This window comes from Shewanella sp. (assembly GCF_013214165.1).
Classification (GTDB): domain Bacteria; phylum Pseudomonadota; class Gammaproteobacteria; order Enterobacterales; family Shewanellaceae; genus Shewanella.
Window position 1 is genome coordinate 21643 of record NZ_JABSSM010000022.1, and the last position, 12265, is coordinate 33907.

General features: G+C 47.9%; 11 protein-coding genes. All 11 read right to left on the reverse strand.

Annotated features, from left to right (window positions below):
• Window positions 1-7 precede the first annotated feature (7 nt).
• Window positions 8-262 carry a phosphopantetheine-binding protein gene (locus HRU42_RS08150; RefSeq protein ID WP_295030160.1) on the reverse strand — a complete coding sequence of 85 codons (255 nt, stop codon included), beginning with the start codon at window positions 260-262 and terminating at the stop codon, window positions 8-10.
• The gene (locus tag HRU42_RS08155; RefSeq protein ID WP_295030162.1) at window positions 249-1055 is read right to left on the reverse strand and encodes a 1-acyl-sn-glycerol-3-phosphate acyltransferase; all 807 of its coding nucleotides are present in this window, start codon (window positions 1053-1055) and stop codon (window positions 249-251) included. Before HRU42_RS08155 ends, HRU42_RS08150 begins: the two co-directional genes overlap by 14 nt.
• Window positions 1048-1764, reverse strand: coding sequence for a beta-ketoacyl synthase chain length factor (locus HRU42_RS08160; RefSeq protein ID WP_295030164.1), 717 nt, complete (start codon window positions 1762-1764; stop codon window positions 1048-1050). The genes HRU42_RS08155 and HRU42_RS08160 overlap by 8 nt, the downstream gene beginning before the upstream one ends.
• 239 nt (window positions 1765-2003) lie before the next feature.
• Window positions 2004-2870 (reverse strand): DUF3014 domain-containing protein, encoded by an 867-nt coding sequence (locus HRU42_RS08165; protein WP_295030167.1) that lies wholly within the window; start codon window positions 2868-2870, stop codon window positions 2004-2006.
• A 161-nt stretch (window positions 2871-3031) separates the two neighbouring features.
• Window positions 3032-5107, reverse strand: a complete 2076-nt coding sequence (gene recG / locus HRU42_RS08170; protein WP_295030168.1) for an ATP-dependent DNA helicase RecG — start codon at window positions 5105-5107, stop codon at window positions 3032-3034.
• A gap of 98 nt (window positions 5108-5205) precedes the next feature.
• A complete protein-coding gene (locus tag HRU42_RS08175) occupies window positions 5206-5505 on the reverse strand; it encodes a hypothetical protein (RefSeq protein WP_295030169.1) in 300 nt (99 codons plus the stop codon).
• Window positions 5506-5667: 162 nt separating this feature from the next.
• On the reverse strand, window positions 5668-6600 hold the full coding sequence (locus HRU42_RS08180; protein ID WP_295030171.1) for a calcium/sodium antiporter: 933 nt from the start codon (window positions 6598-6600) through the stop codon (window positions 5668-5670).
• 181 nt (window positions 6601-6781) lie between these two features.
• The gene (locus HRU42_RS08185; RefSeq protein WP_295030172.1) at window positions 6782-8440 is read right to left on the reverse strand and encodes an AMP-binding protein; all 1659 of its coding nucleotides are present in this window, start codon (window positions 8438-8440) and stop codon (window positions 6782-6784) included.
• A 647-nt stretch (window positions 8441-9087) separates the two neighbouring features.
• Window positions 9088-9531 carry a hypothetical protein gene (locus tag HRU42_RS08190; RefSeq protein WP_295030173.1) on the reverse strand — a complete coding sequence of 148 codons (444 nt, stop codon included), beginning with the start codon at window positions 9529-9531 and terminating at the stop codon, window positions 9088-9090.
• Between the two features lie 1561 nt (window positions 9532-11092).
• Window positions 11093-11788, reverse strand: coding sequence for a tRNA (guanosine(18)-2'-O)-methyltransferase TrmH (gene trmH, locus HRU42_RS08195; protein ID WP_295030174.1), 696 nt, complete (start codon window positions 11786-11788; stop codon window positions 11093-11095).
• Between the two features lie 90 nt (window positions 11789-11878).
• Window positions 11879-12262 (reverse strand): RidA family protein, encoded by a 384-nt coding sequence (locus HRU42_RS08200; RefSeq protein ID WP_295030175.1) that lies wholly within the window; start codon window positions 12260-12262, stop codon window positions 11879-11881.
• Between the last annotated feature and the right edge of the window lie 3 nt (window positions 12263-12265).

The window sequence follows — 12265 nt, forward strand, 5'->3', positions numbered from 1 at the left end:
ATCTCTCCTAAACTCGCTGCGATTCGATAAAGCTGGCCAGACTCGACACGCTGTAAAAATGTGCCTTGGTGGCATCTGAATTGGCTTCGATTTTGACATCGAACTGCTTCTTAATTGCCAGTCCAAGCTCCAGGGCATCGATTGAATCTAGTCCTAGACCTTCACCGAATAGCGCCGCCTCGGTGTCGATATCATCGACAGTGACATCTTCGAGATCTAGGCTATCTATGATTAATTGTTTTATTTCGTTATCTAGTTTCATCATGTTCTAAGTTCGTCTTAAAGTAATCTTCCAGATCCCGTGTAAGTTGACGTGCCATTTTCGCATCGCCTCCGGCAATCGCATCATACCTGATATGGTCGATGGTTTCGCCTACTTCGACTCGCATGCCTATGGTGCGACGGGGTATTTGATACCAGGCTTCTTGTTTACTCAAGCCTGGTGCATTGGTACGAAGAACCACAGGCAACAAATCTGTCTTGGTTCTCAGTGCAATATTGGCGGCGCCTCTGGCAAAGCTGTTGATGCTAGTGCCTAAGACTGTGCGTGTGCCTTCGGGGAAAATGATTAAATTGGTGCCGTTTTTTAGCACATGTCTGCAATCTTCCAGTAGCAATTCGGCGCCTCGATTGGGGATATAACCGGCACAGGCGACCACTCCACGCATGAAAGGGTTGCGCCAGATCCCTTGTTTAACGATACAGCCCGCGTTGGGCATCAAGCTGATCAATACCACCACATCGACCAGAGTCGGATGATTAACGATCACCACTCTGCCTTTAGCCGAGGTGAGACGCGCTATATTTTCAGGACTCACCTTGATGACCCCCGCCCAGGTTAGCATATAAACGAAGCCGCGAAACATGATGTGTACCGCCTGCTGTACGCGGCGGATCCGCTCTAATTCTGTGCCTGGCCAGAACCTCAACAGGGGTAACAGGGTTAACGAGCTCAGCAAGCCACCGATACCGAAGGTGATATAACAAGTAACGCCGCCTATCCATCTGGGAACATAGGCTAGTCCTGTTAATCTGACTGCGGGGGTATCAGTCAAAGCTGAGTTGCCAATGATAGTGACCCAAGTTACCGGCTAGAGTCCTGACAACAGACAAACTGTGTATCAGCTCAGCATAACTAATCTTTCTATTTCCCCGGGGCTGACTGAGCGTTAATTGTGGTTTTGTACATGTCTCATCGTATCGCTGGAGAACTAAGGCAAGAGAGATGGGGAGGCTAATGTCATCAACAAAATGTGTGTATATGTCGGGCACAGGCTGATCGCCGAAGACGAGTAATACCGGGGCCGGATCTTCATGGAGCAGGGCATAGGCTTCGATAAGTGCCTGTGGCAAGCTTTCTTCACCCGCGGCAATAGACGTCGACGGGGCTCGATTATCCGTAAGAATACTGTAAATTCCGCTTGCTGTGTTGTGCACCGATTGGCTAAAGGCCGTTGGAGAAAGAGGTTCTTGTGCGACTAGGTTATCGAGTAAGCCTAAGGTGCGATGTAACTCTCCGTGCCTGGAGGCAAAAATTGTGCGGCATGAATTAGGTGCATCGGCCTGAAATGCGGCCTCGAGTTGCATCTTGGTCAAGGCGCTATAGCGTCGTCGCTGCATTGCAGGGACTCGTGCTAATTTAGGCGCATCAGGCACAGAGGGGCTTTGGTTATCATCGGAACTTTGCCAATGCTGCCAATCTTGGGGTTGCTGATGTCGGGGGGACCAGGCTCCCCAAGAACAAATGTTAAACCTTAACTGCAACGGAATGCCTCTGACACTAGATTAAAAATTGAGGATATATTTATTAAATCAAGGGATTATCTTGTCAAATCCCGAGCTGGCAAGCAAGTTGCCATTTTTGCGTTATTCTACACTAGATTAACTGGGATGATGAAGTGTTTTGAGACACAGGTGTTGTTGAAATGTATATGCTTGTGACGTTTGGAGTGATAAAACCCGCAGCCTATGCAACGGGTTGGTTTGTGGCGGGAGCTTGTCTATTAGCCTGCTAAATATTTTTTCAGCTTACGCAGCGCCGCTTTCACCTTCTTGGTGTTTTCGGGACCCATGCGCACCATAAGTTTCTGTGCGTTGGGCAGTGCTTCTAGCTGAGGATCGACAAACTGATAGTTTACACTGATGCCATCGAGTTCAATGGGCTGCTCTATGACAGGAGCCGCCAGCATGATGTCGATCGCTTGCAGTAACCTCTGATTGAAGCTCATGTCACCGTAGCCTAGCTCCTCGAATGCCTCTTCAAGCAAGGGCGTTAGCTCCTTGTAGGTCGCTGCGAGTTGTTGTTCATCTAAGTTAGCGACAAAATTGGCGTACAGATCATATCTGTGATAGCTATCGGGATTAAGATATGTCTTGTTGGTGATGTCTGACACCGTGAAGCTTCTGTCGGGGGCCTTGAGAGGGCTCACTTTTCGTGCCAGTTCACCCTGGGCTATGTTATCGATGAAGACCACGAAATGCCTGACCAGATCTTTTTCCACTAACATTGGCTCGATCTTCATGCCATCGGCAATTTCGACCGTTTTCTGATGTACATAGCCGTCGCTGTTACTCAAGCTCGGCAGTGGTTCTACCTGTATTTGTGGTTCCACTTCAATTTCAATTATTTCAGGCTCTATGACGTCTTCAATCACAGATTCCGCAATATCCGCAATCGTTATCAGGGGCTCTTGCGGTATAACATTCTGCACTTCAACGGGCTGCGGCACAGGCTCAGGTTCATCGGCTTGGAAGTAATAATAGGCACCTCCTGCAATGATCGCTGCCACCGCAAGGGTAACAATGGCTAAAGTACTGGAATTAGCTGACTTCTCTTGTGGCGCGATTCTATCTTCTTGATTGACTTGCATGTAATACCCTTTGTAAATACGACTCGGTTACAGGAGGTGACAGCTCTAATACCCAAAAGAGGGCTAGTCCATTTTGCAAAATTTAGCGGCCTTGTCTATAGGTATTAGCCGAATTAAAGAATAATTAATCGAATAACAATTAACGGATTTATGCTTGCCCTCTAAGCTTGGACGTACTGGTCTCGATCGCCTAGCCAACGTTGCACTATGCCATCGACATTATCCGGGACCTGTTCCATGATATGTACGGCCAGCTTCTGAATGTTGGGGATCAGTGCCTGATCTCGAACCAGATCGGCAATCTTCATGTCGGCAATGCCGGTCTGCTTGGTGCCTAAGACCTCGCCCGGGCCCCTGATCTCCAGATCTTTCTGCGCTATGATGAAGCCATCGTTGCTCGCTCTGAGTACCCCCAATCGCTTGGTCGCCGTCGGTGACAAGGGCGCCTTATACATGAGTACGCAGTGACTGGCGACGGCGCCTCGACCGACTCGTCCCCTGAGTTGATGCAATTGAGCCAGACCTAAACGTTCCGGGTTCTCTATGATCATCAGGCTGGCATTGGGAACATCTACCCCCACTTCTATGACTGTGGTGGCCACCAGGAGCTGCAGTTCACCAGATTTGAACTCGGCCATGATGGCCTTTTTCTCGGCAGACTTCATGCGTCCATGGATCAAGCCTATTTTGAGTTCGGGCAGTGCCAAGGTCAGCTCTGCGGCGGTATCTTCTGCCGCCTGACATTCCAGAGCTTCCGACTCTTCGATCAAGGTGCATACCCAATAGGTCTGTCTACCATCATAGGTGGCAGCATGGCGAACTCTCTCTATGACCTCATTGCGTCTCATGTCGGCCACGGCTACGGTTGTCACCGGAGTTCGCCCTGGTGGCAACTCGTCTATCACAGAGGTATCGAGATCGGCATAGGCTGTCATGGCCAAGGTGCGCGGAATTGGCGTCGCTGTCATGATCAGCTGGTGGGGATGGAAGCCCTGGCTGATGCCTTTCTCTCGCAGGCCAAGCCTCTGATGAACGCCGAATCTATGTTGTTCATCTATGATGATGAGAGCAAGATTGTTGAACACAACCTGCTCCTGAAAAATCGCATGGGTGCCGATAACGATATTAGCCGCGCCGGACTCAATATCTTGCAAAGCTTGCGCTCTGGCCTTGCCCTTGACCTTACCGGCTAGCCAGCCGACTTTGAGCCCCAGAGGCTCAAACCAGAGGGCGAAGTTCTCGGCGTGCTGTTCGGCGAGTAATTCTGTCGGGGCCATCATGGCCACCTGATAGCCATTTTCTATGGCCTGCAATGCCGCCAAAGCTGCCACTAATGTCTTCCCCGAGCCCACATCTCCTTGAACCAGACGCATCATAGGCGAACTTTTTTCGAGATCGCTGCCGATGTCAACGCCGACTCTCTGTTGCGCCCCGGTAGGCTTAAAAGGCAGTGCCTTGAGGAAGGGGTTGAGTAGTTTACCTGTTGCGGTCAGACTCACGGCGTGATCGCGATTGCTGCGTTGACGCAACTTGAGCATGCTCAGGTTATGGGCTAAGAGTTCCTCCTGGATCAAGCGTTGCTGCGCCGGGTGGTGACCTTGCTCAAGATCGAACTGGGAAACCTGGTTATTGGGTCGATGTAATAGCTGTAAGGCCGCGTTGAGACTCAGGTTGTTGGGTTGCAGCTGAGGTGGGAGGAGTTCCTGCAAGCCGCCGCCGTCGAGCATGGCCAAGGCTTGATCTGTCAGCTTTATCCAACTCGCCTGCTTTAAGCCTTCGGTTGTCGGATAAACAGGCGTCAAGGTATCACTCATGACCTGGTCGTCATCTGCGTGGATCAGCTTATATTCTGGATGGACTATCTCGGCCTGATGTTTGCCGCGACGTATCTCTCCATAGGCCCTGATGCTTGCGCCATTGACTAGGCCATTCTTCTGCGCCACAGAAAAATTAAAAAACCTGAGGGTTAAGTAGCCTGTGTCATCTCTCACGGTACAGGTCATCATGCGCTTGCGGCCCTGGATGATCTGACTGGACTGGATCACGGCTTCTATGGTGCCGTAACTGCCAGGATAGAGTGAGGCTATGGGATATATTTGAGTGCGGTCTTCATATCTTAATGGCAGGTGGAATAGTAGATCTTGTATCGTATGAATGCCGAGCTTAGCCAGACGTTCGGCCATCTTCTTGGCAACGCCCTTAAGATCTGTGACAGGAACAAGATCGAGTCTCTTCACGCCCGGTACCCATTTTATCGATTGAATGTTATCTGAGTAAAATACTCAAACACTGTATTTATATACATATACTATCAGATAAACCCATGATGGCAATGTTAGGGCCAATTTAACCCTTTATAGCCAGCCTTTTTGTCTTGCAATTCGGGCTGCATCGATTCTATTGCTTGCGTTAAGTTTGCCAGTGTGGGCTGACCGAGTATGTTGGCACCTATGGCTAAACGATAATTTGCATAAGCCTTATCATAATCTTGGCTTTGCTCTCCGAGAGTTTCTAGCTGTGCTAGGTTCATGGTGTTGGCTGCTGCATCTATGGCGGTGATCTGATTTGCGCTAACGGGCAGGGTAAAGATTGCCGCTGTGCTGATGAGAGTGCCGACCAATAAGAACGTCTGCATATATTTCTCCTTGTAGTCCCGAGTGCTCGGGTGGATTAAGTCCCTTTATGGGGTCAGGACTAGTATCAAAGAGATTGGAAGAAACTTGCAGACACAAAGGTCATAAGATCATGATGACAATTGTCATCATGATCTTATTTTCAGAATGTAAGGGGCTGGATATTAGGCTGAGGCCTGCACGACCAGATAGCCCATATAGCTGAGATAACCGGTTAGCAGTATGGCGCCTTCGCGGCGGCCGATCCTGAATCCTGTCCAAGCGAAGGGCAATAAAAGCAGGGATAGGGCCAGCATGACGATAAAATCGAAATTCTGAATACCGGCGGCGGCAATAGGATGAACCAGGGCGGTTACACCTAAAATGCCCAAAATATTGAACAGGTTAGAGCCGACTATGTTACCTATGGCTAGGTCACTCTCTCCCTTACGTGCGGCCACCAGAGAAGTGACTAGCTCGGGCATGCTGGTGCCTATGGCGACTACGGTCAAGCCTATGATGACTTCGCTGATCCCAAATGTCTTGGCCAGATCCACGGCGCCATCAACGAACAGTATCCCGCCACCCACGAGCATGGCGATGCCTACGATAATAAACAACACAGAAAGCCCAGTTTTTTGTGGGGTATCATCTATCTCTTCGCTGTCACCACTATTGCGCGAACTGATAAAGCTGAAGCTGAGATAGCCGACTAATAAGCTGAAGAGCAGGGCGCCATCCCAGAAGCTGAGCTCGCCATCGAGTAGCAAGCCCCAGAAGAGCATAGAGGCGGCGATCATGATGGGAATATCACGTTTGACCATCTGTGACTTCACCTGGATTGGACGTATGAGGGCTGTGATAGCCAAGATGAGTCCTATGTTGGCGATGTTAGAGCCGATGACATTACCTAAGGCGATGCCACTATTGCCAGCCAGGGCCGATTTTAAACTGACGGCTAGCTCGGGGGCGCTGGTACCGAAGGCGACTATGGTGAGGCCGATAATTAGCGGGGTAATACCGAGTCTAAGGGCGATTGCGCTGGCGCCTCGCACTAAAGCTTCGGCGCCTAAGGTGAGGATCACGAAACCACCTATGATATAGAGAGCGATTAACATCTTAGTTCCAATTATCCTGTGGTAAATTTTTTGATTATCTAGCTTAAAGTTTTTTCATCATAAGGCAAACATTAACGCCATATTATGTCATTAATGTTGCTATAGGTTTCAGGCTGGGACCACCACACAAAAAAGCACGCTCGGCGCGTGCTTGCTATTATTTTGTATTAAAGAGTCACAACTAGTCTATTTCATCTTCCCAGCGTATCTTGCCGCCACGTATGCCGTCGACTCTGTCAGTGAATCTTTTTTCCAGTACATGACGCTTAATTTTAAGTGTTGGAGTCAGCACATCGTTATCGACATCCCAGGCGTCCTTGACGACTATGATGGCATCCACAGTCTCATGGGATTCAAGATTGGGGTTGATACTGTCCAGTGTCGCCTTAAGTGAGCGACGAACCTCTTCCCTCGGCTGCAGATATGCCCCTTCGGAGAGTTGCACTAAGGCGATAGGGTGAGGCAGACCAGAACCTATGACACACAGTAATTCAATATGGGGATCTTGTGCCATCTTGCGCTCTATGGGCACGGGGGCGACATATTTCCCCTTAGAGGTCTTGAAGTTATCTTTAACCCTACCGGTAATTGATACACAACCATCGCTGTCGATGGAGCAGAGATCTCCGGTGCGGAAATAGCCGTCTTCATCGAATGAGGCGGCGGTCAGCTCATCTTGTTTATAGTAACCTGTCATCAAGCCCGGGCTTTTTACCAAAAGCTCGCCCTTGTCCGTTTGCTTGATTAGGCAACCTTCGACGGCGCGGCCGACTGTGCCGATTTTACTGGCATCGAAGGGATAGTTGATGATGGAGTAGGCGCTGTTTTCTGTCATCCCCCAGGCCTCACTGATATTGAGGCCTATGCTGTGATACCAGTTGATCAACGATGGTGGAATGGGTGCAGACCCAGATCCTAACAAGCGACAATGCTCCAGGCCTAGGCCTGCATGGATCTTCTTCTTGATGATGCCGTTGATAATAGGGACCTTAAGCAGCAAGTTCAGCTTAGCGTTACCTATCTTGGCGATAATATTTTGCTGAAATAGGCTCCAGAGCCTAGGGACCGAGAAAAATACCGTGGGTCTGGCACGTTGCACATCGGCAACGAAACTATCCAGACTCTCGACGAAGGCGACGCTGCTGCCGGAGTAGAATGAGGAGCCTTCCATCGCCACGCGCTCTGTGATGTGGGCCAGAGGCAGGTAAGAGATTAATCTGTCGTCGACACCTGTGTTTAGATCTCTTACCACCGCCTTACAGGTCCAGGCGTAGCTGGCGAAGGTCTGCATCGCCCCCTTAGGCTTGCCGGTGGAGCCAGACGTATAAATGAGCGTCATGGTCTGCTCAGGAGTCGCAAATGGGGCATCTAGCAGGGGCTCACCAAGTTGCAGTAGGTTCTCCCACTTATATTGAGCCGGCATGGTGTCGTAGGGCATGGCCATTCGCAAGATATCGCCGCCAACTCCAGCTTCTTGATCGGCCCAGTAATCTAGCTTACCAATAATTATGGCCTTGGCTTCGCTGTGCTCCAACACGTAACGTATGGTATCGGCGTTGGCAGTTGGGTAGATGGGCACACTGATATAGCCGCCATGCATCAGGGCGAGATCGGTAATAAACCATTCGGCACAGTTTTTAGAGAGCAGGGCGATTTTATCACCCGGTTTGAGGCCTAAGTGTCTCAGTGCACCGGCGAGCTGCTGCATCTTCTGCTGTACTTCGCGCCAGCTAAAATCTAGGTACTGGCCATTGATCGGTTGTCGCAAGTAAGTCGAGTCACCTAGTGTGTCAACCCAGTGGTTGAGCATCTCTACAGGTGTTTTGATCTGTGATTCCATCGGCAACTCCATACTTGTGATTGTTAATTCCTTTCCAATCGGCAAACTTTTGTTTTTATAAGGCTTGTGTTTGCTGTTGGGATTAATTTGAGTATGGCGAAAATTGTGAACGATGACAATTAGTTTGGATAACTGTGAGATAAATCGATACAAAATTGGGCTAGCCTTGGAATGAAGGCTGATGACATTTTTTGGTTTAGCTTCTGGCTGAATGGGTATTGGGGAGTGTGTTTTAAGGTCGTCCTTTCATGGTGATCTATCGCCTGTCCGGCGAGGCATGTGCACTCTTTATTTTGAGACGGTTCTGCGAGTCGCCGGCTCTTGATTTCATAAGAGTCATCCATGTGGGCTCAGCCAAAACATCTGACCGCCACGGGCCAATGATACTCCCGGTATCATTATGGCATTCCCTACATCCTTGTAGGTCAAGGAGGAAATGCCGAAAAATGTAGGGAACATTTTCGGCCCTGTTTTGGAAGCTCGCAGCCGCATCTACACTCAGTTATTTACTTCTTCGATTTGGGTTTCATTGGTTGAGTCGGTAACACGGAAATGCCCCAATATGAGTTTCAAGACTGAATACCTTGAATTAGATGTTGTATGGCTAAACTAATGGTACAGCTATTTTTTGAGGCTAAAAAGTGTGTTTAACTCTTGAAACTGGATATGTAGCGTCCAATATTCTCCCCGTCTACTCTTTCATTTTTGAAGTAAAGAGAGACTACAGTTAGAAAATTGCCTGCTTTATTTTCGGTGTAGCGAAGTACTAACAGAGAGTCAGGGTTAACTCTCATCATTATTTTTATCTTATTGTTTTCTTCAGTGGTGTATATAGTGCCAGGTTGAGATAGCTTAAAGGATAGGGCCTCTTGCAAACTCTTCTTTATCTTTTTTAACCAGTGTCCATGTCTGTGTTCAATGTGAATTTGGCCAAATCCCCTATGTCCTACTTGGAGTCTAATGGGAAGATCTTCATCAAAATTTACCATGGTGCCAGCTGGAATTACGGCCCAGTCTCTGTTGCCATTAATTTCCCAGAAATCAAATTTATGTGTACCTGTGCCAGTGTAAGTAAAAATATCTGATGCCATGGAAAAACGTATCTGTCTAAAAGGGCTAGGATACTATCAGCTTTGAACTATTGACACCATCGTCAATCTTAACTAAGATGAGCTTAGGTCGTTTAAAGACGATTTGTCAGCCTGAGGTAACCTAAGATGGCTAGACAGAATAGTAAAAGCACAGTTACCCTTGACGTGCAGAGCGAGGTATAAATTATTTTGAAAGTTATATTTAACTAACAAATTAATTTGTTCAGTGACTCATTTATGAGACTGCGGGCGGCGCTCCGACCAAATCATTCAAGAAGCTGCTATATAATAGCAGCTTTTTTTATGCCTAAGATCTAAGTCTACGATGTAGACAAACAATTGATCCTATGGTTCTGGGGAAATTAGATGCCTTACTGATTTCCCTTGTTAACCTCAGGTATCCCTTTTAATACCATCTTTATCTAATATTCTTATAAAGCAGCATAGTTAATTTATCTACTTTGCTAGTATAGTTACACACAAAATTTAGCTACTTGATTGGAAGTTGAACACAATCGGTGTTCTCTTAGATGCTTCAATCTTCCCCATACTGATCGTAATGCAAATCGTAGGTAACTCTAACGTATTGTGTCTATTCATGAGTGAGCTTGTTATTAACTCCAGTAAAACAAACTGTTATAACATGGTATGCTGACTTAAATTTTATACAATACAGAGGGCGGAGCGGATTAGGGATCTAAGATACTTTTTCTAATCAATGTCAGGATCACTAGAGTGGTTGCACTAAACCATTTCTGTCCATAAACGTGTTTAGTTGTCACAAGCCAGTAGAACTAAAATCGAAGAAATAAATACTCAGGTGTGAACGCGGCTGTGACCTTCGACAGCATGGCGAGGTTTCACTACGTGAAACTATCCGAGCGAGAGATAGGGATATCGAACTGGCAGCTAAACACGGACGTTGTTTGCTGTCGCAGAGGCTATATTGTGCCGTGTCACTGAAGTGTTTGCACTTAAGGTCGTTCATTCACATCTGACCCATAGGGATATGGGAAATGTCTTGAGATGTAGGGAACATCTCTGACCATGTGATCACGACATTCATACATCCTGTACAGCACCTGCTGCAAGCAATAAATACCAATGAAGCCATGCTTACCAGATAACAACCAAATACCAAACCAGCCAAATGAACCGACATTAGATATTTCAGCAACTTGTTATCCGACAAGTAAACACATTTTTGTCCACAAATGAGTTTCAGACTCCCTGAAAACTAAAATCGAAGAAATAAATACTCAGGTGTGAACGCGGCTGTGACCTTCGAAAACAGGGATGTTTTCGTAGAGCTTACATGGACGTATTTACAGCGTGTCATAGAAGTGTTTGCACATTCTTCGCCGGGCAGGCGTTAGATAACAGCTAAGCTATGGCATTCATAAAACCAGCCAAACAACAAAACCTGTCAAATGAACCTAACCCCTAAAGATATTTAACTAACTTGTTATCCGACAAGTTGATAAGGTTTTTAGTCTAGAGCAGCCCAGAGAGCGGGATGAACTAGCGCGAATAGCTATGCTGGGTGAACTAGCTCGCGTCACTAGGCGGGGTGAAATTCGGGAGAGCGCATTTTTGCCCACCAGATGTCATCGGCGACGATCTGGCCTAGGTCATCGACCTTAGGGTAGGGAACATTCTTGCGTAGACAGGCTTTGGCGTAGATGGGGTGGCCTTGTTCAAATAGCTTTATCTGACAGTAGTCATCATCTAGCTTGCGACGGCCATACATGCCGGCGGCTTGTCGTTGGCGCTGGGCCTCATACATGATGAGTGCAGAGGCTACCGAGACATTGAGTGATTGCACCATGCCTATCATGGGAATAATAATATGTTGATCGGCTGCCGCTATGCCTTCGGCGCTCACGCCATCATGTTCATTACCTAAGATGATGGCGGTGGGGCGGGTATAGTCTATGTCACGAAAATCGACGGCCTGTTTCGAGAAGTTGGTGGCTAATATCTGCATGCCCTGAGCGCGAAACGCGGCTGTGGCATCATGCATATGATAGTGCTTAATCGTTTTTACCCATTGCTGGCTACCGGAAGCTGTGTTGCCCGAGACGCGCATCTCTATATCTGGCCATACCGCATGAATTTGATGAATACCCACGGCATCGGCGGTGCGGATCACGGCTGCTATGTTGTTGGTCTTATGCACCTTATCTAAACAGAGGGTGAGATCTGGCTGACGGTTATCCAACATTTCATTGATACGTGCTAAGCGTTCTGGGCTCATAGACTTACTTCTTAAATCTGTAGCTGTATATGCATTTATGCAAGGAAAGCAAAAGGGCGCCGAAGCGCCCTGATCGAGATTGAGTAGGGATTAAATCTCCATCACTCCATCCATCTCCACTAGTGAGTCTTTCGGTAGCTGTTTAACTCCGATAGCCGCACGAGCCGGGTAAGGCTGTGAGAAGTAAGTTTCCATGATCTCGTTGACCGTGGCGAAGTTGCTCAGATCTGTCATGAAAATATTAAGTTTGACTATATCACTCAGAGAGCCGCCGGCGGCTTCACAGACCGCGGTCAAGTTGTCGAAGACTTGCACCACTTGTGCAGAAAATTCATCGCTAACCATCTGCATAGTCGCTGGGTCTAATGGGATCTGACCAGACAGATAGACTGTGCTACCCACTTTAACAGCCTGAGAATAGGTGCCGATTGCCTGTGGTGCCTTATCGGTTGCTATGATGATTTTTTCTGCCATAAC

Bases quoted from the DNA above. Each gene is read 5' to 3' on its own strand.
- HRU42_RS08150 (WP_295030160.1), bottom strand. From the start codon at position 262: ATGAAACTAGATAACGAAATAAAACAATTAATCATAGATAGCCTAGAT.
- HRU42_RS08165 (WP_295030167.1), bottom strand. From the start codon at position 2,870: ATGCAAGTCAATCAAGAAGATAGAATCGCGCCACAAGAGAAGTCAGCT.
- HRU42_RS08175 (WP_295030169.1), bottom strand. From the start codon at position 5,505: ATGCAGACGTTCTTATTGGTCGGCACTCTCATCAGCACAGCGGCAATC.
- HRU42_RS08180 (WP_295030171.1), bottom strand. From the start codon at position 6,600: ATGTTAATCGCTCTCTATATCATAGGTGGTTTCGTGATCCTCACCTTA.
- HRU42_RS08185 (WP_295030172.1), bottom strand. From the start codon at position 8,440: ATGGAATCACAGATCAAAACACCTGTAGAGATGCTCAACCACTGGGTT.
- HRU42_RS08190 (WP_295030173.1), bottom strand. From the start codon at position 9,531: ATGGCATCAGATATTTTTACTTACACTGGCACAGGTACACATAAATTT.
- trmH (WP_295030174.1), bottom strand. From the start codon at position 11,788: ATGAGCCCAGAACGCTTAGCACGTATCAATGAAATGTTGGATAACCGT.
- HRU42_RS08200 (WP_295030175.1), bottom strand. From the start codon at position 12,262: ATGGCAGAAAAAATCATCATAGCAACCGATAAGGCACCACAGGCAATC.